The organism is Marinitoga sp. 1155 (genome assembly GCF_001021175.1).
In the GTDB taxonomy this organism is placed as follows: Bacteria; Thermotogota; Thermotogae; order Petrotogales; family Petrotogaceae; genus Marinitoga.
The window spans coordinates 29,363-55,669 of the sequence record NZ_AZAX01000005.1; the positions used below are offsets into that span (position 1 = coordinate 29,363).

Below are 26,307 nucleotides of genomic sequence, written 5' to 3' on the forward strand. Positions count from 1 at the left end.
TGTAAAGTCAATATCTGGCATAAAAAAAGTGTTTTTATAGCAAGAAAAATTAACTTGACATAATATGAATTTTATGATATAATTATTATTGGCAGCCTTGGAATAGGGTTGCCGTTTTTTCTATTCAAGGAGATGATATGATGCTATGGATAATATTAATATCTTTTTTGGTTGGAATGTTTTTAGGGATGAAAGGAAAGTTATCGTTTATAAAAAGATATAAACCAGTTACCTATATTACAGTTCTATTGTTATTTTTTATGGGGTTTGAAATAGGTTCAGATCAAGATTTAATATCAAAATTATCAGAAATAGGATATTTATCATTATATATAGCTTTATTTTCAATTGCTGGAAGTGTGGTTTTAACAACAATATATGAAAAATTTTTTAGGGGGAATAGTAAATGATTTTATTACTTAGTTCTGTTATTATGGGTATTTTAAGTGGATACTTTTTTAAATTTAGTATTCCAGGAAATTTAATAACTGTGTTATTAATGTTGCTTGTTTTTACTGTTGGTGTTGATATTGGATCTGAAGAAAATATTTTATTTAAAATAAAAAAGAGTTTGAAAACTATATTTATTCAATCATTTTTAATAATTGTTGGTAGCCTTTTTTTTGGAGGTTTAGTTTCTTTGTTTACTAATTTAACATTTAAAGAAGCAGCAGGTGCTTCAGCTGGTTTGGGATGGTATTCTTTATCTGGAATAATGATAAGTTCCTTACACTCCCCATTTTTGGGAGCCGTATCTTTTACTGCAAATGTTATAAGAGAAGTGTTAGGGATTATTTTAATTCCGATTTATTCAAAATTTTCACAATTAGGAGCTATTTCTATAGGTGGTGCAACAACTATGGATACGTTACTGGGGGTAGTTTCTAAAAGTACCAATAAAGAAAATACATTAATAGGATTCGGACAAGGAGTAGTTTTATCAGTTGCGATACCTATACTTATCTCTTTAATTTTTTAGAATATATTATTTATTCAATTTTATCAACACCATTTGAACTTTCTACCTTAAAATAATGGAGTTTTATGTTAAATTTTTTTTCATATTGATAGGATAAATCATTAATATAGTATTCGATTTTATTCTTTTTAGAAAGAATCAAAACAGAACCGCCAAACCCACCGCCAACAATTCGAGCTCCGCATATTTTATTTTTTAAATATTCAACGATAAAATCTATTTCTTCACAGGAGACTTCGTATAAATTTTTTAAACTTTCATGGGATTCAAATAAATATTCTCCTATAATTTCAATATTCCCCATTTTTAGAGCATCTACAGTTTTTAATACTCTATTATTTTCGTCAAGAATATGTTTTGCCCTTTTATATAAAATACTATCCAGAAAATATAGATCATCATATGACACATCTTTAAAAGTTTTTTTGTTTAATTTTTCAAGTACCAGATTACATTGCTTTTTTCTAATATTGTATTCTGTGTTTCCTAATTCATGTTTCACCCCGGAATTTATAATATAAAAATTATAATCTTTTAAATTTAAGGGGATATATTCATATTTTTTTGTGAATGTATCTATTAGTAAAGCATTTTTTTCTTTTGAGAGAGCAGAAGCATATTGATCCATAATACCGCAATTTAAACCAATATATTGATTTTCAACTTTCCATGAAATTTTTGCTATCTCTTCTTTTGTTAAATTTAAATTAAATATGTCATTAATGGCATATGCAGAAACAATTTCCAGAGCAGCAGAACTGGAAAGCCCTGCACCAATTGGTAATGTTGAATCAATATAAAATTCCATAGGAGGTATGTCAGAATACTTTTTTTTGATTTCTAGTATAATACCAATAATATAATCTGCCCAGGTATTAGTTTTTCTTAATTCGTTTATGGATATTTCTTGATTTAAATTTTTTGAATGAAATAAAAATTTATCTGATTTTTTTATATCTAAAAAAATATATTTATTTATTGCAAAAGGTAATACATATCCATCATTATAATCAGTATGTTCTCCTATTATATTAATTCTTCCTGGAGCTCTATATTTCATTTTATCTCCACCTTTATATTTTTCAATTGTTCTGCCGCCTTTTCAGGATCAACAGGGTTTATAAAAGCCCATGTTCCACTTTCTACACTGGCAATCCATTTTATTAAATTCGGACCTCTCATTGGAGAGATAAATTCTACATGGAAATGAAAGAAATGTGTACTCTTATTTATATTAAAAGGTTTTTGAAAAAACATCATCATATAAGGAAATGGAGTATCAAATAATTTATTATATTTATTTGTAATAACTTTTAGAACAAGGGCGAATTCTTTCTTTTCTTTGTTTGATAATTCATAAATTGTTTCAATATGTCTTTTTGGATAAATGTGTACTTCATATGGATAACGAGCGTAAAAAGGAACTAAGGCAATAAAATTTTCTGTGTCATATATGATTCTTTCATTTATTTTAATTTCTTCTTTGATAATTTCACATATAGTACAGGTTTTCTTTTCAACATACCATTTTTTCATGGATTGCATTTTTGCTTTTATTCTTGGGGGCAAAAAAGGAAATGCATATAATTGTCCGTGAGGGTGTGGCAAAGTAGCTCCAACTTCTTTCCCTTTGTTTTCAAAAATAAATATATATTTTATAAAGTCATATTTTGAAAGTGTTAAAGTTCTATCAGCCCACATATTTATTAATTTTTCAATTTGCTTTATTGACATTTTGGATAACTCAGAATTATGTTCTTTGGTATATACAATAACTTCACAAAAACCTTGAGATTTCTCTTTAATTAGAACTTTACTTTTATTTTCAATTTCCGGTGCATCTTTTTTTAATGCCGGAAATCTATTTTCAAAACTTACTAAATCATATTCAGCAGGTAACTCTAATGCCCCAGGACAAATTGGGCAGCTATTTTTAGGAAGATTTGGTCTTTTTTGTCTTGAGGAGGATATCATTACCCATTCATCAGTAATGGGATTATATCTTCTTTCAAGCATTATTATCACTCTTTTCGCTGTAATAGTAGAATAATCTTTTATCATTTTTTAATTTTATAGTCTTTTCTAATTCTGGATATTCTATATCTGAAAAAATTTTATATTCAATATTGTTTAAATTTATCTTTATATTTGTTCTTCCATAAAATGGTAAGTAAGATATTATTTCGTATTCATTATTAATATTCATTAATCCTTTAACACTATATGTTCCATTTCTAAACTTTAAAGTTTTGAAATATATATCTTTTTTTAATTCTTTTGATAAATCATCACATTGTATAGTCATATTATTTAAAAAACTTGATACATAAGCATACATTTCAACTATTTTACTATTTAATCCGGAGTTTTTTGTGTTTAATAATAAACAACTTGGATTATTCCACCACCATTTTTCATTTATGAAAAATTTAGAAATTGTATTTTTTAACGAATAAACATAGGGGTATACAAAGTCATAATCATCAATATTACAATGTGGCGATGTTCCTATTTCCATTCCATCTACATAATTAAATGAAGTTAATAAGGGAGCTTTACAGCCTAAAATAAAATTATCTTTTAAACTTTCTTTTATAATTTTCATACCAATATGATAGGCTTCAATAGGAGTAACATTTAAATATCTTTTTCCTGGAGTAGCTCCAGAGAATAAAAAATCAATTTTAAAATATTGTATTCCATTATTTTTTAAATACAAAAATGTTTTCTTGATATATTCTTGTGCATCAGGGTGAGTTGTATCTAAAGCATATATTTTTTTGTTAAAATAAATATAAGCCACTTTTGGTAAATTATTTTCATCTTTTATTAACCATTCTTTGTGTTTTTTGAAAATTTCTGATGTCTCTGATATGCTAAATGGCGCTAACCATAAACCTGTAATATATCCGTAATTATTAATAGTTTTAGATATTTCGGAAATTTTTGGAAATGAATCTTTAGGTATCCAATCTCCAATATCTTTTTGCCATGAATCATCTAATTGAAAAACATCATATTTAAAATCTTTTGATAATTCAAGATTTTTTAAAATATTATTCCATTTAAATTTTTTTAAATATAAATATTTAGAGGACCATACAACAGGCTTCCATTTGGAAAATTTAATATTGTTTTCAGCTTTTACATAATCTGCATAAATTTCCAGAAGTTTTTCTAAAGGCATATTTTCTAAATAAATAAAGGATTCAATATTTGTAAAATCATCAAAAATTTTATCAAAATAATCAAGATATCCGATAATTTCGTTGTTTTTAATAATGAAAAATGGGTGTGCAATTTTTGAAGTCAAAAATCCATATAAAGCATTTTTTTTACCTAAAAAATAATCAGAAACAATACTTTCCTTAATTAATTCTGAAAAGATATGATCACTACATTTTGACTTTTTCATATGAGATGTATAATATTTATCTGTATCAATAACTTTTGAACTTCCCGAACTTTGCCAGTTATTTATAAATAAAAATCTGTCGCCAATATCTCTAAAAATTTCAATTCGACCAGGTTTTCCCTTTATTTTTCCTCTAACAATAAATCCTTCGGGGATTTTTTCTATATAAAATCTAAGTATATAATTGTTATTTTTAATCTCTAAAAAATGATCGATATATTTTATATTAAATATATTCATAAAACCACCTATCCTTTTACTGACCCGGCTAAAAGACCTTTTATAAAATATTTTCCAAGTGCAATATATACAATAAGTGTTGGTAAGGCAGCAATCAAAGCACCTGCCATCTGTATGTTCCATTCAACAACCTGACTTCCTGCTAAGTTAACAAGAGCTACGGTTATAGGTTGTTTGGCAGGATTACTGGTAACTGTTACTGCAAACAGAAATTCATTCCATATATTTGTAAATTGCCAGATAGCGACGACAACAAAACCTGGTAGTGAGATTGGCAATAAAATTTTTGTATAAACATCATATAGGTTTGCACCATCAATAGAAGAGGCTTCTATTAATTCATCAGGGACTTCTTCATAATAATTTTTAAACATAAGTGTTGTGATTGGTATACCATAAATTACATGTATTATAATTAACGCAGGAATTGTGCCATATAGCCCAATTTTCTGAAAAAATTGTATTAAAGGAAATAAAACACTTTGATAAGGGATAAACATACCGAATAAGATAAGTGCAAAAATGAGATTTGAAAATTTAAATTTTAATTTAGAAAGAGCAAATCCATTTATAGACCCTAAAAAAGCTGATATAATTGTTGCCGGGATTGTTAAATAAAAACTATTTTTCATATTAGGAGCTAATTTCTTAAATGCACCAATAAATCCGTCAAAAGAAAAATGTTTTGGGAAATTCCACATAGTAGCGATGGAAATTTCACTTAATGGTTTAAAACTTGTTATTAAAGTGACATAAAATGGCGTAATAAAAAATAAAGATACTAATATCAATATTATATATGAAATAGTTATTTTAATTTTTGTCATGAACTCACGCCCCTTCTAAGGGAATAATAAAGGTATGGAATAATAATTATTGCAACCATTAATAACATAATAACAGATATAGCAGAACCCATAGCATATTTATTAGATCTAAATGTCAATTCAAACATATAAATAGCTGGAACATCTGTGACATTATTTGGACCGCTACCTGTCATGGCATATATTAAATCGAAAATTTTTAAAGATACATGTCCTAGAACAATCATAGCACTTAATGTAATTGGTTTTAGCAAAGGCATTTTTATTTTCCAGAATATATAATTTTCATTTGCTCCATCAACCCTTGCTGCTTCCAGTATTTCTTCTGGAATAGCTTTTAAACCTGCTAAATACATGGCCATAATATAACCGGACATTTGCCATATTGCTGCAATAATAACAGGTATTAAAGCAAAATTAAAGTGATAAATACTTTCGGAACTGGTATACCACAACCATTGCAAATTTTCTAATCCGAAAATTTTTAATAATAAATTTATTCCCTGCGGGTCTTTTGGAATATTTCCAGGAGCGAATATCCAGCTCCATACTGTTCCTGTAACAACAAAAGCTATAGCCATAGGAAATAAAAATAAATTTTGAAAAAATCTTGAACCTTTAATTCCTTTATCAATCATATTAGCCAGGAACAGTCCAAGACTTATGGAACCAAAAATAAAAAAGAGTGTAAAGTATAAAGTATTCCATAAATCTGTTTGAAAACGTTCATCCATAAAAATTCTTTGATAATTTCTAAATCCAACAAATTTATATATTCCCCTTAATAAACTACCAAAACTATTCCAATTGGAAAAAGACGTTCTTATTGTCAAAAAAATAAAATAATATACAAATATACCTATTAATATTAATGATGGAAGTATAATAAAAAAGCCAATTTTAGATTTTCTTCTTTGAATGCTCATATTTTCACCACCTTATTTTATAAAACCCGGTTCTAAGAACCGGGTTTTACATTATTACTCAGTTACATAACCTTCATCTTCAGCAGCCCACATTATATCTCTTAATGTATTGGAAATATTTTTCTTTACAAGGAATCTATTAAGAGCATCATTTAAACCTGTAACAAAACCTTCTGGAGCAGCAGACCCATGAATAATTGAAGGTACAACAGATACAGTAGCGAAATCATTCATTGACCATGTCAAATATACATCATATTTAGATTTATCTGCATCAATTCTTGCAGGGATAGATCCTTTTATAGGATTGAAAATATCCTGAGCTTCTTTTGTAGAGATGAATTTTAACCATTTTAATGCGTTTTCCCTATGAGGTGCATTTTTAGGTAACCCAAATGTATCAGAAATAAACATAAATGCATTAGATGTTCCAGGAAGAGCAAACCAACCAAAATCGACACCAGGAGTCCAACCTAAAGTTTTAAAATAACCTTCTTCCCAATCGCCCATTACATTAAATAAAGCTTTTCCTTCAAAAACCAGCCTTCCAGCATCCTGCCAGGTTAATGCAGAGTGATCTCTATTAAAGAAAGGTATTAATCTTTCTAAAAGAACAAGAGACATTTCCATTTCAGGCGAATTAAATGAAGTTTTTCCTTCAAATAATCCCTTATAACTTTCTGGACCATAAAGTGATAACATAATATTTTCAAATAAATGTGTTGTAGTCCATTTGTTTTTATCACCTAAAGCTAAAGGAATATATCCAGCAGCTTGAGCTCTTTTTAAAGCATCAAAAAATTCAGCCCATGTTGTTGGTTCCTTTGTTAATCCTAATTTTTTGAATATTTTTTTGTTATAAAATACTACATTCCCTCTATGTACATTTACGGGTATAGAATAAACTTCACCTTGATAGCTGACTATTTTCATAACATCTTTAGGGAACTTATCATATACTCCCCATTCTTTTAAATAATTTGTCAATGGTTCCATTAATCCAGGAATTACATAAGTATCAGTCAATTCCATACCAGCATGAACCTGGAAAGAATCTGGAGGATTTCCTCCAAGCATACGTGTTTTCAAAACGGCTTTTGCATTTGTTCCTGCACCACCAGCTACAGCGGCATTAATAATATTGATATCTGGATAATACTGATTAAATCTTGCAAATAAGGCCATTAAACCTTCTTCTTCACCACCACCAGTCCACCAACTGAAAATTTCCAAATCATTTGATGCAGCAAAAACACTAGATACAACTAATAAAAGTGCTAATATACCCAAAACAAACTTTTTCATAAATACACCCCCTGTTTTTAAGATATCTATGTAGTTTTCCTCTGTATTAATTCAACATCAAGAATTATTTTTTCCCCTTTTTTTGTTTTGTTATTTATTTTATTTAAAAGCATATGAAAAGATTTATAGCCTAATTCAAATTTTGGTATTCGAATGGTTGTTAAATCAATAATTGATGAATATATTATGTCATCGTATCCAACTATCTTTATGTCATCTGGTATATTGAAACCTTTTTCTCTTAAGGCTTTTAGAGCACCAAAAGCTAAAATATCATTGAAACAAAATATGGAATCAAAAAAGATTTTTTTATTTATGATTTCAATTGTTTTTTTATAAGCTGCATTTACATCTTCATCAATCTCAAAAATTAGCTTTTCATTTATTGTTAACTTAAATTCCTCAAAGGCTTTTTTATAACCCAAAAATCTAGAATAAGATACAAAATTATGATTTTTCACACTTAAAAAAATAATATTTTTCCCACCACTTTCGATAAGATGTTTTGTAGCAATATACCCTCCTTTTACATCATCTGCATAAATTTCATCAGCGTCAATACTTTCAAAATGATCGCCTAATATTACATAAGGTATTCCCAGTCGCATAATATCTTTAAATTTTCTATTTGCGCCTCTTACTGGACTTAGGATTATGCCATCTACTCTTTTTTCTGCCATTATTTTTAAAGCTTTTTTTTCAACATTATAATCTTTTTCAACATCCATTAAAATTAAACTATAATTATTTTCTTTTGTAGCTTTTTCTATTCCTTTTAAAACTTCAACAAAAAAAGGATTAGTTATATCTTTGAAAAGAACACCAATTGTTTTTGTTTTTTTATTGCGCAAAGAACTGGCAGTTACATTTTTAACATATCCTAACTCTTTTGCTATTTTTAATATATTTTTTTTTGTTTTTTCATTTATATCAGGTTTATTATTTAAAGCTCGTGAAACTGTATTTATAGAAACTCCTGCAATATTTGCAATATCTTTAATTGTAATTTCTTTTTTTTTCATATTTATCACCCCGAAAATTTATTACCCCAATTATCGGTAACGTTACCGATAACGTTACCGATAATATTAAAACATATTTAACATAGAAATCAAAAACAGATTATCCCTTATTAAACTTGATTATAATATATGATAACTATTTATAGTTTTTTATTAATATAAATTAAACATTTTTAATTTATATTGCTCATACACGCTGCCGTGGATATTGGTTTAAATATTTTTTAGACATCGTAATATTTTTTATAAAAAATCTAAGCGTAAAATGAAGCCGGGCAATTTTGTATGGATGTAAAATACCGAACATGGATGTGAATTTGATACGACTGGTGAAAATATGCTATTTTTGAAGATTGGCAATTAAGGTTTGAGCGGCTTTACTTTTTGAACACTTTATTATGGTATAATAAAAAAAATATTTAGGAGTCGTTTAACATGAAAGAATTTATTAGAGGATTAAAAGATGGAATTCCCATTTCTATAGGTTATATTACAATAGCAATTGCTTTTGGAATTTTAGTAAAGACATATAATTATCCACGATATGTTGGATGGCTTATGTCTTTAATGGTATTTGCCGGTGCTAGTCAATTTGTTGCAGTTGAAATGTTAAAAAATGCTTCTATTTTTGAAATTGTTATAACAACTTTTTTTCTTAATCTAAGACATATATTAATGTCTTCTACTATTGCTACAAAATCTGAAAAAAATAAATATTTCTATTTTCTTTCTTTGGGTATCACTGATGAAACATTTTCTATAGCTTATTTTAATAATAAAAATAGAATTACCTTTAATTACTTTTTTGGATTAATATCAATATCATATCTGGGTTGGAATTTTGGTACTTTAATAGGGTTATTATTTTCATCAACATTTAATACTACGCTAAAAAATAGTATGGGAATAGCATTATATGCAATGTTTTTGAGTATTTTAATTCCAAATATAAAAAAATCATATTATGAATTTTTAAGCGTTATAATTTCTATCATTATTTATATAATTGTAAGAAATTATCTTCCGAAGTATTTTAGTATAATTATTGTATCTGTTATTATATCCTTTATCTTTGCATATTTTGAAAAACACATAGGGAATGATATTAATGAATAAATATATTATAACTATTATATTAATGAGTATTGTTACTTTGATTCCCAGAATTGTTCCTTTTTTTATTGCTGAGAAATTGACTTCTAATTCTTTTTTAAAAAAATTTTTTAAATATATCCCGTACACAATTTTAGGAATGTTAATTATTCCCGATATTTTTTATTCTACAGGAAATATTTTTTCTGGTATTATTGGTTTTATCACTGCACTTATACTATCTTTTTTAAACATGAATTCAATAATTGTAATATTTATCACCGTCTTAGTTGTTTATCTTATTCAATAATATTAATTAAATAATAAAAAAGCCTTTCAAAAATTCTGAAAGGCTTTTTTACTTTGATTTTTATATTATCCTAATGTTTTCCATTATGTCTTTTAATGTTGTAATGAAAATACCTATGCCATAATCTGAAATACCACCTATCCATATAATATAATCTTCATATTTTACAAGACCATTTCCAAAAATAACAAAAGCTCTATCTCCATAATTTTCAGTCAATCCTTCTGGATATAATAAATAATCACTAATTCCTAATAATTCCCCTTTTCCATTTACTATAGCAAAACCATTCTTATAAGAAAGATCATTTTTCATTACAGCATGCCAGCCTACTAAATATTCATCATTAGATAATTTAATAGTATTGGTAGACCATCCTACCTTTGTTTCCCACTCTTCCATTGCAAAAACAGGATGTAAAGATTCTGGATCAATAGTTAATTTATTAATATTTGCTATTCCCCGCCAACAAAAAAATTTATCTTTTAACTGGATTCTGGTAAGTAAAGACACATTGCCTTCTTTAAAATCTAAAAATGCACTGTCTTTTATAGTTTCCGGTAAAAAAAATTCATTTCTATCAGAAATTTTGAAATAATCTTTTCTTTTTATTTTGAAGTCTTTGTCTAATTTTGCAAATGACAGAACATCTCTTCTTTTCTTGTTAAAGTCCACATAACCTTTTCCAGTATATAACATTAAAATTTCTTCGTTATTTTCAATTACTCTTGGATCTTCAATTCCGAGAAATTCCCATAAAAACTCAGGATATAAAATTATTTTTGTCTCAAAATTCTTATCTAAAATTCCTTTTAAAATTCTTCCAATTTCAACCTCGAAACATCCCACACTTGAAGTATATTTATAATAATCGAATATTAATCTAGGAAAAACTTTTAACTTATCATCTTTCAATAAAGCTCCAGGATTAAATACGGCAATCGGTTTTTTATGATAATTTTTTACTATAATATTTTCTGGAAAAATATAATATCTTTTATCAAATATATTCTTTGTTTTATTATCTCTAATACTTCTCCTGCCATTTAGAAATTGCTCTGCTTTTTTCTCTAAATACCTTTTAATCTTCATAATTTTCAACTCCTTTTTGTTTTAAATTGAAAACGCTTACAAAATAATTTTATATAAAAATATTATCATTTTTTTTGATTTGTATGAAATCTATTGTTGGTAATTTATTAATAATATAGCTTATTTATACAAAGTTATACTATAAAATCTAAAATTTTCTCCTCCACAAATTATAAAAAAACAGCAAAAATTAAATATTATTGTTTATTCAAGGATAAAAATGTATAATCAAACATAATACGTTTATATTTAGTTTAATCTAATTTGAATTTTTTTTAAATAATTTATATAATTAAGTATATAAAAATTGTAAGCGTTTTCAAAATGGAGGTGAACAATATAATTACAACAAAGGATATTGCTAAAATAGCGAATGTTTCAATAGCTACAGTTTCAAGAGTTTTGAATAATAATCCCAATGTTTCCGAAAAAACTAGAAAAAAGGTAATCATGGCTATAAAATCCTTAGGTTACGAACCAAATTTATTTGCAAAAAATTTAGCCAAGAAAAATAAGTGGAATATAGGAATTGGATGTACTGATGAAGTTTTCGATGGACTTCATAATTCTGAAAACAATTTCTATGTTCCCATAATGTCTGGGGTTAAAGATTATTTTTCAAAATTAAAATCGAATTTGTTTATTTTTTCAATTGAAGATAAAAAATTAAATATATCTTTTGATGAAATTGATGGATTCATGTTAGTTGGTGGTGGTTTGAAAAAGGAAGATATTGAATATTTTTTAAATTATAATAAACCTGTTGTTGTAGTTGATGAATATATTTGGGGACTTGATGTTGACAGTATTGTAAGCAATGGATTTTTAGGAACATATAATATAGTAAAAACTTTTTTAAATAAAGGTTATAAAAAAATAGTCTATTTTCATTACAAAGAAGAACATTACAGTTTCGAACAACGAAAATTAGGTTACGAAAAAGCCTTGATTGAAATAGGTTTAACGCCAAAAATTTATTCTTTTACAGAAGTTTCAGATTTAAAAAAATTAACATTAAATGTGGCAAAAGAAAAACCAGAAATTATTGTAACAAGTAAAGATTTATGCGCTATAGAAATAATGAAAATTTTAGAGAAAAATAACTATAAGATACCAGAGGATATTGGAGTTATTGGTTTTGATGATTTAAACGTTGCCGAACAATTTCAACTTACAACTGTTAGAGTTCCACGAGAAGAAATGGGAAATTTAGCTGCAGGAAGATTATTTAATTTAATGAATGGAATTAATCCACATCCTATAATGATTTCTCTTTTTACAAAACCAATAATCCGGAAAAGTGTAAAACTTTAAGAAAGGAGTTGTTAAACATGGTAAAGGTGGGTGTTGTAGGTTATGGTACAATTGGTCAAAGATTGGCTGATGGAGTTGCTTTACAAAAAGATATTGAGTTAATTGGAATCGCTGATGTTGCACCAACATTACCCGTATTAGCTTTGAAAGAAAAAGGAATGCTATATGACTTTTATTTAGCTCTTCCTGAAAACAGAGAAAAATTAGAAAAATTTGGTATTCCAATTTCAGGTACTTTGGAAGATTTAGTACAAAAATGCGACATAATATTAGATGCAACAAGTGCTGGCATCGGAGCAAAAAATAAAAAACTTTACGAAAAATACGGTAAAAAAGCTATTTTTCAAGGTGGTGAAAAAACAGAAATAGCAGACGTTTTCTTCCATGGATACGCAAATTTTGAAAAAGGATTAGGAAAACAATTTTTAAAACTCACTTCGTGTAATACCACAGGGTTAATTAGAACTGTAGATGCGTTGGATAGAGCGTTTGGGATAGATAATGTAATAATTACAATTGTCAGAAGAGTGGCTGATCCCGGAGATTATCATAGAGGTCTTACAAATGCCCTGAAGGTAGATAAAGTTCCAAATCATCAAGCAGTGGATTTAATGCTTGTAATGCCTCATGTAAAAGCTACAGGGACGTTAGTTCACACTCCTGTTACTCATGGTCATTTTATAACAGTTGCTGCTAAACCAAAAAAATCTGTTACCACACAGGAAGTAATAGAAATATTTAAAGAGCATCCAAGAATTCGCGTTGTAAAAATCGAAGATGGATTTTTAGGAAATGCTGCGATTTTTAAATTTGCTCGTGATTTAGGACATCCAAGAGGAGACTTATACGAAGTGTTCACTTGGGAAGAAACAATTACCGTATTTGATGACAGAATATTATATTCTATTCATATTCCTCAAGAATCAGTTACCATTCCAGAAACAATAGATGGAATCAGAGCTGCGATGGAAATGCAAAAGGACAGATTAGAAGCTGTTTCATTAACTAACAAATATTTAAACATTAAAAATATCAATTATTGATAATTATCGTGCGGTGACTGTTAGTCGCCGTACAAATTTTATAAGTGAGGTGATAATATGACAGTTCTCAAAATAAACACTTTAGATGATTTTGATTTTTATGACAAAACTGTCATTTTAAGAGTTGATATTAATTCACCACTTGATCCAAAAACAAAAAAAATAGTAGATGAAAACAGAATTAACAAAAGTGTACCAACAATAAAAGAATTATTAGAAAAGGGATCAAAATTAGCTATAATAGCCCACCAGGGTGATTCGTTAGATTATTTCAATTTAATTCCTCTGGAAGAACATGCAAAAAAACTTTCAGAAAAACTCGGTATAGAAATTAAATATATCGATGATGTTGCAGGACCTGCCGCACAAGAAGCGGTTAAAAACTTGAAAAGAGGAGAAGGAATTCTTTTAGGAAATCTTAGATATTTAAGTGAAGAAATATCAACTTTTGAAGATGCTATAAAATTAGTTCCTGAAGAAATGTTAAATACATTTTTAATCAGGCATCTGGCACCACTTGGAGATATATATGTGAATGAAGCCTTTGCAGCGGCACATAGAAATGCTCCTTCAATGGTTGCATTTGAAGAAATTTTACCTACTGCTGGTGGTAGGTTGTTAATTTCTGAAATTAAAGCATTGACTAACGTAATGGAAAACCCAGAAAAACCTTCTATCTTTATTTTAGGTGGGTTAAAAGTTTCAGATGCTTTTGGAATGATGAAACAGGTATTGGAAAGTGGTACTGCGGATAAAATATTAACTTGTGGCGTGACTGGAATAATTATGCATATGGCTCAAGGTAAGTTTTTCAGTAAAAAACAAGAAAAATTTATATATGATCGTTCTTTAAACAAGTTTTTTGAACCTGCTAAAGAATTTATGGAAAAATGGGGAGATAAATTTATTAACCCAGTTGATTTTGCATATGAAAATAATGGTGAAAGAATTGAGGTAAATTTAGAAAATCTGCCTATTGAAGATGCTTTGTTTTTGGATATTGGTACAAAAACAATTGATTTGTTTAAAAAAGAAATAAACAATGCAAAAACAATATTTGTTAATGGTCCTGCAGGTGCTTACGATCAAAATAAAATATTTGAAAAAGGAACATATGAAATATGGAATGCTATTGCAAATTCATATGCTTATTCTGTAGTAGGCGGCGGAGATTCTGTAAGTGCAGCCAATAAATTGGTAAAAGATGCAGAAAAAAAGTTTAGTTATATCTGTACAGCTGGTGGAGCAATGGTTAGGTTTTTATCTGGAAAAGAATTACCGCTTATAAAAGCGTTAAAAAAAGCATATAAAAAGAGGTGATTTTGTGAAAAAATATAAGATAGCTGTAATACCAGGTGATGGTGTAGGAGTTGAGGTTATAAATGAGGGATTGAAAATTCTCAATACTATAAAAGAAATACATGGAGGAATAGATTTTGAATTTGAAACATTTCCCTGGAGTTGTGAATATTATTTGAAAACTGGAAAGATGATGCCTGAAGATGGAATGAAAATTTTAAGTAATTTTGAAGCAATATATTTGGGAGCAGTTGGGTTTCCTGGGGTTCCCGATCATGTCTCGTTATGGGGATTGTTATTACCCATAAGAAAAGAATTCAATCAATATATAAATCTAAGGCCTGTAAAGTTATTAAAAGGTATAAAAGGACCTTTAAGAAATGAAAAAATAGATTTTGTTGTTGTTAGAGAAAATGTAGAAGGTGAATATTCCGGAACTGGTGGTCGTGTATATCAAGGGACAGAAGATGAAGTAGCAATTCAAACAGCTATCTTTACCAGAAAAGGAACGGAAAGAGTTATGAAATATGCTTTTGAACTTGCGTTGAAAAGAAATAAGAGTCTAATATCTGCAACAAAATCGAATGCTTTGAATTATAGTATGGTTTTCTGGGATGAGGTTTTTAATAAACTAAAAAATAATTATCCCGAAGTTGAAACTCGTATTATGCATGTAGATGCTTTATCTGGATATTTTTTGTTACACCCTGAAAATATCGATGTTGTAGTTGCTTCAAATTTATTTGGAGATATATTAACAGATTTAGGATCTGCAATGCAAGGAAGCATAGGTATAGCACCAGGTGCAAATATTAATCCTGAAAAAAAATATCCTTCTATGTTCGAGCCAGTACACGGTTCTGCACCAGATGTAGCTGGAAAAGGAATAGCAAACCCTATAGGTGCCATTTGGACAGCAAGTATGATGTTAGAGCATTTAGGTGAGAGTGATTCAGCAAAATTAATAATGGAAGCAATGGAAAAAGTTACAGAGGAAGGAAAATATCTTACAAAAGATATTGGCGGAAATGCAAAAACTAACGAAGTTGGAGATGCAATTAATGAAAAAATTAAAGAATTAGTAAAAAAAGGTTGGTGAAATTATGCTTTCAAAAGAAGATATCAAAGAATTGAAGAAATTCGCCATTCAAATAAGAATTGAAACATTAAAAGAAATCGGACATTTGGGCTTTGGACACTTACCAGGAGCTATGTCCATTGTAGAATTACTTGCCGTATTATATGGAAAAATTATGAAAATAAACCCACAAAATCCAAAATGGGAAGAAAGGGATTGGTTTATTTTATCAAAAGGACATGCAGGTCCATCATTATATGCAACTTTGGCTTTAAAAGGATATTTCCCGAAAGATTGGCTTTTAACTTTGAATAAAGGTGGTACATTATTGCCAAGTCATACGGATAAAAATTTAACACCCGGAATCGATATGACAACTGGTTCTTTGGGTCAAGGTATGTCAACAGCTTTAGGAGTGGCTCTAGGACATAAACTTTCCAAAAAAGATAATTATGTATACGTAATGTTAGGCGATGGCGAAACTCAAGAAGGACAAGTTTGGGAAGGGGCTTTATATGGAGGGAACGCAAAAATTGATAATTTAACGGTTTTTGTTGACTATAACAAACAACAATTAGACGGATATACGTATGAAATAAATGATTTAGGAGATTTAAGAAGAAAATGGGAAGATTTTGGATGGTATTCACTTGAAATTGATGGGCATGATATTGAAGCCATATACAACGCAATAATAAAAGCTAAAAATGTCAAAAATAAAAGTTCTGTAATTATTTTACATACAATCAAAGGAAAAGGCGTTTCTTTCTTGGAGGGAAAAGTAGCGCATCATGTAAAAGTAAAACAAAGTGAAATTGAAGAAGCAATCGAAAAACTTGAAAAAGAATTAAAGACACTTGAAGAAGGTGAGTCGTAATGGATATAAAAATTTTGAATAATAGAAAAACCGATACAAAAATGATGAGAGATGCATATATAGATAAATTAATAGAATTGGCAAGGAATGATGAAAGAATTGTTATTTTAGATGCAGATTTAATGAATTCAAACGGAACATTGAAATTTTTAAACGCTTTTCCTGAAAGGGCCTTTAACATAGGTGTTCAAGAATCAAATATGGTGGGAATAGCTGCGGGATTAGCTGCAACAAACAAAATTCCATTTGCTCATACTTTTACTTCATTCATGTCAAGACGTGCTCTCGATCAAGTTTATATGTCAGTTGCTTATGCAAGATTAAATGTTAAATTGGTTGCTACAGATCCTGGAATAACAGCAGCATATAATGGTGGAACTCATATGGCTTTGCAAGATTTTGCGGTTATGTTATCAATACCGACTATGTATGTAGTTGAACCTACAGATTGTGTTATGATGGGAAATTTAATTGAACAAATTACTTATACTGAAGCCCCGTTTTATATTAGGTTATTACGTAAATTCCCAACAAAAATATATGAAGAAGGTAGTAAATTTAAATTAGGCAAAGGTGTTTTGCTTTTAGATGGAAGTGATGCAACCATAATATCAAGCGGGATTATGGTTGAAGAATCTCTAAAAGCTGCAGAACAGTTAAAAAAGGAAAGTATAAATGTACGTGTAATAGACATGTTTACTTTAAAACCTATTGATAAAGAATTGATAATAGAAAGTGCAAAAAAAACTGGTGCAATTGTAACTGCTGAAAATCATACGGTAATTAACGGTTTGGGAATGTCTGTATCTAAAATAGTTTCTGAAAATTATCCCGTACCTATGGAAATGGTTGGAATAAACGATGAATTTGGTGAAGTAGGCGATGTTGAATATTTGAAAAAGCGTTTTAATTTAACAGCACAGGATATTGTTCAAAATGTTAAAAAAGTTATAAGTAGAAAATAAGGGGGAGATATCTTTGTTAATTAAGAAAAAAAACGAATTTAGAAAAGGGTACAATCAAATAACTTCAGAAGATGAAAAAGATAACAATATGATGATGGACTTTGGAATAATAATATTAGAAAAAAATGATGTTTACGCGAATGATGAAAAAAAAGAAAGAGCCTTTTTATTAATGAGTGGAGACGTTACTTTTGAATTCGATGATGTTTCATATAGTGTTAGAAGAAATTCTTTACTCGATGAACTACCATACACACTACATGTTTCAAAAAATACAAAAGTAAAGTTAACTTCCACTGGCAAGTGTGAAATTTGCTATATTGCAACAAAAAACGATAATGATTTCAAAAGTGTATTTTATAAACCTGAAAATACAAGATCTGAACAACGCGGAAAAGGCACAATGAAAGAAACGTCGACAAGAATAGTTAGAACTATTTTTGATAAATCAAATGCTCCATATGCCAATTTAGTGCTTGGTGAAGTTGTAAATTATCCAGGAAAGTGGTCAAGTTATCCTCCGCATCATCATCCACAACCGGAGATCTATCATTACAGAATATTTCCCAAACATGGATTTGGAATATCAATTTTAGGCGATGAAGCATATAAAGTATGTGATGGGGATACAGTAAAGATATTAAATGATAAAGTACACCCACAAGTTTCTGCACCTGGATATGCAATGTATTATATATGGGCAATAAGACATTTTAAAGATAATCCATATATTACTCCTGTATTTGTAAAAGAACATATGTGGGTAATGGAAGAAAATGCTTCTATTTGGCCAGAGGAGGAGAAATAAATGAAACGAATAAAACTAACAATGGCACAGGCTTTATTAAAATTTTTAGATAATCAATATGTAGAACTTGATGGGAAAGTATATAAATTTGTAAAAGGAGTTTTTGGTATTTTTGGACATGGTAATGTATTGGGAATTGCAGAAGCTCTGGAAAACATGAATGATTTATCATTGAAATTTTATCAAGGTCATAATGAACAGGGAATGGTTCATGCTGCAACCGCCTATGCCAAACAAAAAAATAGATTGGAAATTTTTGCATGTACAAGCTCCATTGGACCAGGCGCTTTAAATATGATAACAGCTGCAGCAACAGCAACAGTTAATAGAATTCCAGTATTGTTATTACCTGGAGATATTTTCGCTTCGAGACAACCGGATCCTGTATTACAACAATTAGAGCTTCCGAATAATTATAAAATTGTAGCTAATGATGCATTTAAATCTGTAAGTAAATATTGGGATAGAATTGAAAGACCTGAACAATTAATGACAGCTGCAATAAATGCTATGAGAGTTTTAACTGATCCTGTAGAAACAGGTGCTGTCACATTAGCTTTACCTCAAGATGTTCAAGGTGAAGTATATGAATATCCGAAATCTTTTTTTGAAAAAAGAACATGGACAATTGAAAGAAGACAACCCAATCCAAAGAGCTTGGAAAAAGCTATAAAACTTATTTTAAATAAGAAGAAACCGTTAATTATAGCAGGCGGTGGCATACACTATTCATTTGCATATGATGAATTAAAAGAATTTGCCGAAGCATTTAATATTCCTATTGGATTTACTCAAGCCGGAAAAGGTATATTTACCTGGGATCATCCATTAAATATGGGAGGTATTGGAACTACAGGAACTTTAGCAGCAAACATTTTAGCAAAAGAAGCAGATTTAGTTATAGCTATAGGAACAAGATTGATGGATTTCACAACCGCATCAAAAACACAATTTCAAAATTCAGAAGTTGAAATATTAAGTATTAATGTTTCAAGATTTGACGGTATAAAAATGGACTCGACATTACTCTTATCAGATGCTAAACTAGCTTTGAAGGAATTAAAAGAAGTGCTTGAAAAACATAATTATAAAACTTCTTACAAAAAAGATTATATTTTTTCTTTAAAAAATGAATGGAAAAATGAAGTTGACAGATTATATTCTTTAGAATCTAAAAAAGGTATTGTTCAAACAAAAGCTTTGGGAGTAATTAACGAATTTTTGAATGAGAATGATATTATCGTAGGTGCTGCAGGAAGTTTACCAGGTGATTTGCACAGACTTTGGAGATGTAAAGGAAGAAAAACTTATCACCTTGAGTATGGATTTTCATGCATGGGATACGAAGTTGCAGGATCTTATGGGGTAAAATTAGCTGAACCTGAAAAAGAAGTATGGACTATGATTAGTGATGGTAGCTATATAATGTTACATTCAGAATTAGTTTCCACAATTCAGGAAAGAAAAAAAATAAACATCATTATGTTTGACAATGGAGGGTTCCAATCTATAAATTCATTACAAAAGGGGCATGGAAGTGAAAATGGATTTGGAAATGAATTGAGGTACAGAAATCCTGAAACCAATAAACTTGACGGTGATTATATGAATATTGATTTTGCAAAAAATGCTGAGAGTTATGGAGCAAAGTCTTATGTCGTAGATTCTATTGAAAAATTAAAAAAAGCTTTAAAAGATGCAAAAAAATCAAAAATCAGTACATTAATCCATATAAAAATTTTACCGGGAACTCAATCTTCTGGTTATGAATCATTCTGGAGAGTAGGAATAGCCCACCACTCTGAAAATAAAAGAGTCATAAAAGTTCAAAAGGAACATGACGAATATTTACAAAAATATGCAAAAGATTATTGATAGGAGGATGTATTATGCTAAAAAGAGAAGATATTAAAATTGGTATTGCTCCAATCGCATGGACAAATGATGATATGCCGGAATTAGGTGGGAATATATCGTTTGAACAATGCATAAATGAAATGCAAAAAGCAGGTTTTGAAGGCACCGAAATAGGAAATAAATACCCTAAAAATCCAAAAGTATTAAAATCTGAATTGGAAAAAAGAAATTTAAAAGTAGCAAGTCAATGGTTTAGTACTTTTTTTACAATAGGTGAATTTAACAAGACAGTTGAAAATTTTAAAAAACATAGAAATTTTTTAAAAGAAGTTGGAGCTGAGATTATTGTTGTTGCTGAATGTGGTAAAGCTATACATGGTAATATAAATGTACCTTTACACAAAAACAAACCAATTTTCAACGAAAATGAATGGAAAAAACTCTATGAAGGGCTGAATTTTCTTGGTGATTTGGCTTTGGAAAAAGATATGAAAATAGTATATCATCATCATATGGGAACGGGAGTTCAAACATATGAAGAAATTATTAAATTAATGGAATTAACAGACCCAACAAAAGTTTTTTTATTGGTTGATACAGGACATATGATATTTGCAAACGGTGATCCTGTCGAATTGATTAAAAGATTCCCCAACAGAGTCAAACATGTTCATTTAAAGGATTTAAGAAAAGAAATATTAGAAAAAACATATAGTGAAGATTTAAGTTTTTTAGATGCTGTAAAGGCCGGAGTATTTACAGTACCTGGTGATGGAATGATTGATTTTAAACCTATTTTTGATGTTTTAGATGAAATTGATTATACAGGTTGGTTTGTGGTGGAAGCTGAACAGGATCCCCAAAAAGCTCCACCTTTAGAATATGCTATAAAAGCACGAAACTATATTAGAAATCTAATAGGATTTTGAGGTGATATTATGAATAAAAAACTTAAAGTTGGTGTAATTGGTGCAGGAAGGATTGGTAAAATTCATGCAATGAATATTGCTAAATTAAATAACGTTGAATTAATAAGTATTGCTGATATTAATGTTGATGCTGCAAAAGATTTAGTGATGAAAGTTGGCGCAAAAAAGTATTTTTCCGATTTTTCGGAAGTTATAAATGATAGTGAAATTGATGCAATAGTTATTTGTTCGCCAACTAATACTCATGCAAAGCTAATAATAGAAAGTGCAAAAGCAGGAAAAGATATATTCTGTGAAAAGCCAATAGACTTTGATATAGAAGTTATCAAAGAAGCTTTGAATGTTGTTAAAGAATGCGGAGTAAAATTACAGTTAGGTTTTAATAGAAGATTTGATCATAATTTCAAAAAAATAAAAGATTTAATACAAAATGATAAATTAGGAAAACCACATATTATAAAAATTACATCAAGAGATCCAAAAGCTCCTCCTGCTGAATACGTAAAAACTTCTGGAGGTATATTTATGGATATGACTATACACGATTTTGACATGGCAAGATATCTTGCTGGATCAGAAGTAGAAGAAGTTTTTGCAGTAGGTAATGTTTTAATAAATTTGGAAATTGAAGGATTAGGTGATTTTGACACTGCTGTAATCACATTAAAATTTAAAAATGATGCTGTATGTATAATTGATAATAGCCGCGAAACTTCTTATGGTTACGATCAGAGAGTTGAATACTTTGGACTTAAAGGTTGTGCTATAGCTCAAAATGATAAACCTACAAACACTATTTTATTAAATGAAAACGGTGTTATAGAAGATAAGCCTCTATACTTTTTTCTTGAAAGGTATATGCAATCATTTGAAGATGAATTGAAAGAATTTGTTGATTCTATCTTGAATAATAAAAATGTTCCTGTTTCTGGCGAAGATGGTTTAAAAGCAACTTTAATTGCAAAAGCTGCGCTAATATCAGCAAAAGAAAATAGAGTTGTAAAAATTAGTGAGATATTATAAAAATCAAAAGCTGGCGAAAGAATTTTTGCCAGCTTTTTTTACATATGTAGATAAAGGGAGGAAAACAAAATTATAAAGATTTTAATTAAATTCTATATTTATTTCTTCTAAATTTTATATTTATTAGAAATCTTTTATGTTCTTATTCAAAACAATGACATAAGAGAAAAAGTTAATTTATACGGAATATTTCATCATTTTTTTGAATTGACTCTATGAGTCGATTTTACTTTCCATAAACTTTCTAAATTAAAAATACTCAATATGTTATTCGCAAAAATCACCTATTTTTTTTAATAATAATGGATTATGAGTAGTTATTCCATCTACATTCATTTTTATTAATTTTTTCATATCTTCTTCTTTATCTAATGTCCATACTTGAACAAATAAACCATTTAAATGTGCTTGATATACAAGTTCTTCACTGCATAATTTGTAGTTTAAATTAAGTCCTATAGCTCCTGTTTTAATAGCTGTTTTAACAAATACTTTTATGAATTTTTTATAATTTTCTTTTGCTAAATTTTCAAATTCCTGTGAATTGAGAAAAACACCATATTCATCACATAAATTTCTTATTTTAACAACCCAATTTGAATTGCATCCACTGAAAATTATATTATCGGTATAATTTAATTTTTTTAATAATTTTATAGTTGGTTCTATAACTTCAATGCTTTTTAAATCAAGATTAAGAGGTATTGTCATATTAATTCTTTTCAATACAGATTCCAAAGTGATAATTCCGTTTGATTTTAAAACTTCACTTGAAATATTCGAAGTTTTTTCAAAATGACCGGAATATTGATAAATAAATGGATCATGCGAAAGTACCAGAATCCTATCAATACTAATATCAATATCAATTTCAATAACGTCAGCATTTGATTTAATTGCGGAATATATATGTTCAAAAGAATTATCTTTTGTATTATTACACCCGGAATGAGCTGTAATTAATATTCTCATAGTACCTCCTAAAAAAGAAGATTTTTTCCACTTTCTTTATCAAAAAGATGAAATTCCTTTTCTGGAAAATCCAGATATATTTCTTCGTCTAACTTAAGATTATATTTTTCATCACTTATTATTTTAAAAATATTGTTTCCTAATTTTATATTATATATAATTTCCCGACCTAAAGGTTCTAGAATATATACTTTTGATTTAAAAGTGTTAACATTCTCTTTTTTAAATTTTATTTTAATATCTTCAGGTCTTAATCCTAATAGAACATTACTTTTTTCAATTTTTTCAATTTTCGCTTTTATCGTTTTATCTTCAATTTTTATCCTGGTATCTTCATCGATTTTTATATAAATATTTCCATTTATTCTTATGATTTCTACATCTATTATATTCATAGAAGGTGTTCCAACAAATTTTGCAACAAATAGATTTTTAGGTTGATTATAAATTTTATCTGGTGAATCAAATTGCATTAATTTTCCTTTGTTAAACACTGCGATTCTATCAGCCATAGTCATTGCTTCTATTTGATCATGGGTTACATAAACTGATGTTATCCCTAAATCATGTTGTAATTTTTTTATTTCTGCTCTCATATAAGCCCTTAATGCGGCATCTAAATTTGATAAAGGTTCATCAAATAATAAAATTTTTGGTTCTTTTACAAGAGCTCTTGCAATAGCAACTCTTTGTTGTTGCCCACCAGAAATCTGATTTGGTTTCCTATCAAGTAATTTTCCAATATCTAAATTTTTAGTTACGCTTCTAACTTTTTTATCTATTTCCTCTTTTGACATTTTTTTTGCTTGAAGTGGAAAAGCAATATTTTCATATAATGTCATATGTGGATATAAAGCATAACTTTGAAAAACCATTCCGATTTCTCTATCTTTTGGTGGTACTTCATTTACAATCTGATCATCAAATAATATTTCTCCTTCAGTTGGTTTATATATCCCTGCTAACATTAGTAAAGTAGTAGTTTTCCCACATCCAGATGGACCTAAAAATACTACAAATTCTCCATCGTTTACCTTTAATGAAATATCGTCTACAGCCTTTACATTTCCAAAATATTTTTTTAAATTTTTAAGTTCAATTGTAGCCATAACTATCACTCCTTAACCCTTAGTTCCTGTTATATTTACTTCTAATAGATATTTATTGGTGAATAAAAAGAAAATTAAAGTTGGTATTATATAAAATAATGAAATTGACGTTAATAATCCATAATCAACAAATCTAAAATCTCCAATTATTCCTTTGATATATCTTGATAAAGTCCAGGTTTGCTGATTTAAAATAAATGTATTTATAAAAATAAATTCTGACCAACCTGATAAAAACCCAAAAATTGCAGCAACAGCTATACCCGGCTTTACCAATGGCAGGATTATTTTTCTAAAAACCTGTATCCTTGTATATCCATCTACCAAACCTGCCCATTCAATTTCCCATGGTAATTGATCATAAAATCCCTTCATAATCCATGATCCCCATGGTATTTCCAGAGCAGCTTTTAACAAAATAACGCCACCTAATGTATTAATTAAATTTAAAGTATTTAATACATAATAAATTGCAACCAACAATGAAACAGATGGAAATGAATGCAGTACAAGAATTCCTTTTAAAATAGGGACACGTCCTTTAAACTTAAATCTTGAAAGTGCATAACCGGCAAAACTTGATACAAAAACTTCAAAAGCCATTACAAGAAAAGCTACAATAAAAGTATTAAATGTAACAGACCAAATATTAGGATATCCTTTAACTGATTCCCATAAAAATCTCCAGTGTTCTAAAGTAAATTCTTGTGGAATTATCCCATATTTCATACCATTTGAAAATGAGCTTAATATAAGCCACATATAGCTTAAAATTATAGGTAAGCTTATAAATGTTAAAACAACATAAACAATAATACGTGTTATTTTTTCCTTTTTTCTTTGAAAATATGTTATTTTATATTTTTTTTCAGTCATTATGAATCAACCTCGATTCTAGGATCTTCCATCATGCTTCCGAATTTGAATACTTTCAAATATAGTAATGAAGCTACAAAACCTAATATTACTAAAACTAAAGATAATGATGCACCATAACCAAATCTGAAATTTTCAAATGCAGTATGGTATGTATATAATGCCCATACTTCTGTAGAAAATACCGGACCTCCATTGGTTAAAATCAAAATATATTCAAATGATGTCAACAAAGATAAAGTTTGATAAGCAGTTGTAAAAAGAATTTGCCATTTAAGGATAGGTAAAATTACCTTTCTAATAGTAAAAAACCATCCTCCGCCATCAACCTTAGCAGCATAAATATAATCACGTGGTATAGATTTTATCGCTGATGTAAATAAAATCATTCCAAAAGATGCTCCAACAAATCCATTTGCAAAAATAACAATTAACATTGGATGAGAACTTAAGAAATTTATAGGATCTTTTCCGAAAATCTCTGTCCTAACGCCATTTATCATTCCGAATTTTGTTGGATCAAATATCCATAACCATAATAATGAATATACAACAGAAGGAGTTAATCTTGGCAACATCCATATTAATCTAAAAAATAATCCGCCTTTTTCATCAATGGAAGTTGTTAATAATGATAAAATCAAAGCTAATCCCACATTAAAAAATGTCAAGGTCAAAATTACATATATAAATGTATTTTTTATAACTATGGGTATTAAAAAGTCTGAAAACATATCCTTAAAATTAGTAAAACCGTGAAAATCCCAATTAAATGAATAGTCCATATTGGTAAATGAAAGAATAATTGTTAATATTGCAGGTACAACAAAAAATACTATTACAAGCAAAATTCCTGGAAATAAAAAGAAAAAAAGTGAAAGTTTCGTCCCCTTTTTATAATTTTTTTTCGAGATAGTCATTTTATATCAACCCCTTTACTTTAAATACT

The 26,307-nt window shown here is 28.5% G+C and carries 26 protein-coding genes; 14 read left to right on the forward strand and 12 right to left on the reverse strand.

Annotated elements, in window-relative coordinates; genetic code table 11:
- Nucleotides 1-140 precede the first annotated feature (140 nt).
- Both X274_RS02595 and X274_RS02600 read left to right on the forward strand, forming a co-directional pair.
- Entirely contained in the window at nt 141-410 is a 270-nt protein-coding gene (locus X274_RS02595) for a LysO family transporter (protein ID WP_047265248.1), read from the forward strand.
- Nucleotides 407-979, forward strand: a complete 573-nt coding sequence (locus X274_RS02600; RefSeq protein WP_047265249.1) for a lysine exporter LysO family protein — start codon at nt 407-409, stop codon at nt 977-979. Before X274_RS02595 ends, X274_RS02600 begins: the two co-directional genes overlap by 4 nt.
- 10 nt (nt 980-989) lie before the next feature.
- On the opposite strand, the gene X274_RS02605 is transcribed toward X274_RS02600, so the two are convergent.
- The 7 genes from X274_RS02605 to X274_RS02635 are packed head-to-tail and all read right to left on the reverse strand — an operon-like array spanning nt 990 to nt 8,714.
- Nucleotides 990-2,039, reverse strand: coding sequence for a galactokinase (locus X274_RS02605; protein WP_047265250.1), 1,050 nt, complete (start codon nt 2,037-2,039; stop codon nt 990-992).
- Nucleotides 2,036-2,995 carry a galactose-1-phosphate uridylyltransferase gene (gene galT / locus X274_RS02610; protein WP_047265251.1) on the reverse strand — a complete coding sequence of 320 codons (960 nt, stop codon included), beginning with the start codon at nt 2,993-2,995 and terminating at the stop codon, nt 2,036-2,038. Before galT ends, X274_RS02605 begins: the two co-directional genes overlap by 4 nt.
- Nucleotides 2,988-4,634, reverse strand: a complete 1,647-nt coding sequence (locus tag X274_RS02615; protein ID WP_052913139.1) for a glycoside hydrolase family 36 protein — start codon at nt 4,632-4,634, stop codon at nt 2,988-2,990. Before X274_RS02615 ends, galT begins: the two co-directional genes overlap by 8 nt.
- Before the next feature lie 8 nt (nt 4,635-4,642).
- Complete coding sequence (locus X274_RS02620; RefSeq protein WP_047265252.1) at nt 4,643-5,461, reverse strand: carbohydrate ABC transporter permease; 819 nt, start codon at nt 5,459-5,461, stop codon at nt 4,643-4,645.
- The gene (locus X274_RS02625) at nt 5,458-6,387 is read right to left on the reverse strand and encodes a carbohydrate ABC transporter permease (RefSeq protein WP_175419572.1); all 930 of its coding nucleotides are present in this window, start codon (nt 6,385-6,387) and stop codon (nt 5,458-5,460) included. The genes X274_RS02620 and X274_RS02625 overlap by 4 nt, the downstream gene beginning before the upstream one ends.
- Nucleotides 6,388-6,441: 54 nt before the next feature.
- Entirely contained in the window at nt 6,442-7,692 is a 1,251-nt protein-coding gene (locus X274_RS02630; RefSeq protein WP_047265253.1) for an ABC transporter substrate-binding protein, read from the reverse strand.
- A gap of 26 nt (nt 7,693-7,718) precedes the next feature.
- A complete protein-coding gene (locus X274_RS02635; protein WP_047265254.1) occupies nt 7,719-8,714 on the reverse strand; it encodes a LacI family DNA-binding transcriptional regulator in 996 nt (331 codons plus the stop codon).
- 435 nt (nt 8,715-9,149) lie between these two features.
- Here X274_RS02635 and X274_RS02640 point away from each other — a divergent pair, with 435 nt between their 5' ends.
- Both X274_RS02640 and X274_RS12360 read left to right on the forward strand, forming a co-directional pair.
- Nucleotides 9,150-9,830, forward strand: a complete 681-nt coding sequence (locus X274_RS02640; RefSeq protein ID WP_047265255.1) for an AzlC family ABC transporter permease — start codon at nt 9,150-9,152, stop codon at nt 9,828-9,830.
- Between the two features lie 22 nt (nt 9,831-9,852).
- Nucleotides 9,853-10,116 carry an AzlD domain-containing protein gene (locus X274_RS12360; protein ID WP_442914799.1) on the forward strand — a complete coding sequence of 88 codons (264 nt, stop codon included), beginning with the start codon at nt 9,853-9,855 and terminating at the stop codon, nt 10,114-10,116.
- A 60-nt stretch (nt 10,117-10,176) separates the two neighbouring features.
- On the opposite strand, the gene X274_RS02650 is transcribed toward X274_RS12360, so the two are convergent.
- Nucleotides 10,177-11,208: a hypothetical protein gene (locus tag X274_RS02650; RefSeq protein WP_047265257.1), complete on the reverse strand. Its 1,032-nt coding sequence runs from the start codon at nt 11,206-11,208 to the stop codon at nt 10,177-10,179.
- A gap of 324 nt (nt 11,209-11,532) precedes the next feature.
- Between X274_RS02650 and X274_RS02655 the strand changes: the two genes are divergently transcribed.
- Genes X274_RS02655 through iolG form a run of 10 tightly spaced genes read left to right on the forward strand, consistent with a single transcriptional unit; the run spans nt 11,533 to nt 22,401 of the window.
- Nucleotides 11,533-12,522 (forward strand): LacI family DNA-binding transcriptional regulator, encoded by a 990-nt coding sequence (locus X274_RS02655; protein WP_052913140.1) that lies wholly within the window; start codon nt 11,533-11,535, stop codon nt 12,520-12,522.
- Nucleotides 12,523-12,539: 17 nt separating this feature from the next.
- Nucleotides 12,540-13,565, forward strand: a complete 1,026-nt coding sequence (locus tag X274_RS02660; protein ID WP_047265258.1) for a type II glyceraldehyde-3-phosphate dehydrogenase — start codon at nt 12,540-12,542, stop codon at nt 13,563-13,565.
- A 57-nt stretch (nt 13,566-13,622) separates the two neighbouring features.
- Nucleotides 13,623-14,885, forward strand: a complete 1,263-nt coding sequence (locus X274_RS02665) for a phosphoglycerate kinase (protein ID WP_047265259.1) — start codon at nt 13,623-13,625, stop codon at nt 14,883-14,885.
- 4 nt (nt 14,886-14,889) lie between these two features.
- Nucleotides 14,890-15,963, forward strand: a complete 1,074-nt coding sequence (locus X274_RS02670; protein ID WP_047265260.1) for a tartrate dehydrogenase — start codon at nt 14,890-14,892, stop codon at nt 15,961-15,963.
- 4 nt (nt 15,964-15,967) lie between these two features.
- Entirely contained in the window at nt 15,968-16,819 is an 852-nt protein-coding gene (locus X274_RS02675; protein WP_047265261.1) for a transketolase, read from the forward strand.
- Nucleotides 16,819-17,784: a transketolase family protein gene (locus tag X274_RS02680; protein WP_047265262.1), complete on the forward strand. Its 966-nt coding sequence runs from the start codon at nt 16,819-16,821 to the stop codon at nt 17,782-17,784. The genes X274_RS02675 and X274_RS02680 overlap by 1 nt, the downstream gene beginning before the upstream one ends.
- Before the next feature lie 13 nt (nt 17,785-17,797).
- Entirely contained in the window at nt 17,798-18,592 is a 795-nt protein-coding gene (locus X274_RS02685) for a 5-deoxy-glucuronate isomerase (RefSeq protein ID WP_047265263.1), read from the forward strand.
- Entirely contained in the window at nt 18,593-20,467 is a 1,875-nt protein-coding gene (iolD, locus tag X274_RS02690; protein ID WP_047265264.1) for a 3D-(3,5/4)-trihydroxycyclohexane-1,2-dione acylhydrolase (decyclizing), read from the forward strand. It abuts the gene before it with no gap.
- A gap of 14 nt (nt 20,468-20,481) precedes the next feature.
- The gene (gene iolE / locus X274_RS02695) at nt 20,482-21,378 is read left to right on the forward strand and encodes a myo-inosose-2 dehydratase (protein ID WP_047265265.1); all 897 of its coding nucleotides are present in this window, start codon (nt 20,482-20,484) and stop codon (nt 21,376-21,378) included.
- Between the two features lie 9 nt (nt 21,379-21,387).
- A complete protein-coding gene (gene iolG / locus X274_RS02700; protein ID WP_047265266.1) occupies nt 21,388-22,401 on the forward strand; it encodes an inositol 2-dehydrogenase in 1,014 nt (337 codons plus the stop codon).
- Nucleotides 22,402-22,668: 267 nt separating this feature from the next.
- Here the strand turns inward: iolG and X274_RS02705 are convergent, their stop codons facing one another.
- The 4 genes from X274_RS02705 to X274_RS02720 are packed head-to-tail and all read right to left on the reverse strand — an operon-like array spanning nt 22,669 to nt 26,278.
- The gene (locus tag X274_RS02705; RefSeq protein WP_047265267.1) at nt 22,669-23,373 is read right to left on the reverse strand and encodes a glycerophosphodiester phosphodiesterase; all 705 of its coding nucleotides are present in this window, start codon (nt 23,371-23,373) and stop codon (nt 22,669-22,671) included.
- An 8-nt stretch (nt 23,374-23,381) separates the two neighbouring features.
- On the reverse strand, nt 23,382-24,482 hold the full coding sequence (locus X274_RS02710; protein WP_047265268.1) for an ABC transporter ATP-binding protein: 1,101 nt from the start codon (nt 24,480-24,482) through the stop codon (nt 23,382-23,384).
- Between the two features lie 12 nt (nt 24,483-24,494).
- On the reverse strand, nt 24,495-25,358 hold the full coding sequence (locus X274_RS02715; protein ID WP_047265269.1) for a carbohydrate ABC transporter permease: 864 nt from the start codon (nt 25,356-25,358) through the stop codon (nt 24,495-24,497).
- Entirely contained in the window at nt 25,358-26,278 is a 921-nt protein-coding gene (locus tag X274_RS02720) for a carbohydrate ABC transporter permease (RefSeq protein ID WP_047265270.1), read from the reverse strand. The genes X274_RS02715 and X274_RS02720 overlap by 1 nt, the downstream gene beginning before the upstream one ends.
- Between the last annotated feature and the right edge of the window lie 29 nt (nt 26,279-26,307).

What these genes read in the sequence shown, in the direction of transcription:
- galT (WP_047265251.1), bottom strand. Translation starts at nt 2,995, where the DNA reads ATGCTTGAAAGAAGATATAATCCCATTACTGATGAATGGGTAATGATA.
- X274_RS02650 (WP_047265257.1), bottom strand. Translation starts at nt 11,208, where the DNA reads ATGAAGATTAAAAGGTATTTAGAGAAAAAAGCAGAGCAATTTCTAAAT.
- X274_RS02625 (WP_175419572.1), bottom strand. Translation starts at nt 6,387, where the DNA reads ATGAGCATTCAAAGAAGAAAATCTAAAATTGGCTTTTTTATTATACTT.
- X274_RS02710 (WP_047265268.1), bottom strand. Translation starts at nt 24,482, where the DNA reads ATGGCTACAATTGAACTTAAAAATTTAAAAAAATATTTTGGAAATGTA.
- X274_RS02705 (WP_047265267.1), bottom strand. Translation starts at nt 23,373, where the DNA reads ATGAGAATATTAATTACAGCTCATTCCGGGTGTAATAATACAAAAGAT.
- X274_RS12360 (WP_442914799.1), top strand. Translation starts at nt 9,853, where the DNA reads ATGAGTATTGTTACTTTGATTCCCAGAATTGTTCCTTTTTTTATTGCT.
- X274_RS02655 (WP_052913140.1), top strand. Translation starts at nt 11,533, where the DNA reads ATGGAGGTGAACAATATAATTACAACAAAGGATATTGCTAAAATAGCG.
- X274_RS02595 (WP_047265248.1), top strand. Translation starts at nt 141, where the DNA reads ATGCTATGGATAATATTAATATCTTTTTTGGTTGGAATGTTTTTAGGG.
- X274_RS02715 (WP_047265269.1), bottom strand. Translation starts at nt 25,358, where the DNA reads ATGACTGAAAAAAAATATAAAATAACATATTTTCAAAGAAAAAAGGAA.
- X274_RS02620 (WP_047265252.1), bottom strand. Translation starts at nt 5,461, where the DNA reads ATGACAAAAATTAAAATAACTATTTCATATATAATATTGATATTAGTA.
- X274_RS02720 (WP_047265270.1), bottom strand. Translation starts at nt 26,278, where the DNA reads ATGACTATCTCGAAAAAAAATTATAAAAAGGGGACGAAACTTTCACTT.
- X274_RS02615 (WP_052913139.1), bottom strand. Translation starts at nt 4,634, where the DNA reads ATGAATATATTTAATATAAAATATATCGATCATTTTTTAGAGATTAAA.
- X274_RS02630 (WP_047265253.1), bottom strand. Translation starts at nt 7,692, where the DNA reads ATGAAAAAGTTTGTTTTGGGTATATTAGCACTTTTATTAGTTGTATCT.
- iolD (WP_047265264.1), top strand. Translation starts at nt 18,593, where the DNA reads ATGAAACGAATAAAACTAACAATGGCACAGGCTTTATTAAAATTTTTA.
- X274_RS02605 (WP_047265250.1), bottom strand. Translation starts at nt 2,039, where the DNA reads ATGAAATATAGAGCTCCAGGAAGAATTAATATAATAGGAGAACATACT.
- iolG (WP_047265266.1), top strand. Translation starts at nt 21,388, where the DNA reads ATGAATAAAAAACTTAAAGTTGGTGTAATTGGTGCAGGAAGGATTGGT.
- X274_RS02675 (WP_047265261.1), top strand. Translation starts at nt 15,968, where the DNA reads ATGCTTTCAAAAGAAGATATCAAAGAATTGAAGAAATTCGCCATTCAA.
- X274_RS02665 (WP_047265259.1), top strand. Translation starts at nt 13,623, where the DNA reads ATGACAGTTCTCAAAATAAACACTTTAGATGATTTTGATTTTTATGAC.
- X274_RS02680 (WP_047265262.1), top strand. Translation starts at nt 16,819, where the DNA reads ATGGATATAAAAATTTTGAATAATAGAAAAACCGATACAAAAATGATG.
- X274_RS02660 (WP_047265258.1), top strand. Translation starts at nt 12,540, where the DNA reads ATGGTAAAGGTGGGTGTTGTAGGTTATGGTACAATTGGTCAAAGATTG.
- iolE (WP_047265265.1), top strand. Translation starts at nt 20,482, where the DNA reads ATGCTAAAAAGAGAAGATATTAAAATTGGTATTGCTCCAATCGCATGG.
- X274_RS02635 (WP_047265254.1), bottom strand. Translation starts at nt 8,714, where the DNA reads ATGAAAAAAAAAGAAATTACAATTAAAGATATTGCAAATATTGCAGGA.
- X274_RS02640 (WP_047265255.1), top strand. Translation starts at nt 9,150, where the DNA reads ATGAAAGAATTTATTAGAGGATTAAAAGATGGAATTCCCATTTCTATA.
- X274_RS02600 (WP_047265249.1), top strand. Translation starts at nt 407, where the DNA reads ATGATTTTATTACTTAGTTCTGTTATTATGGGTATTTTAAGTGGATAC.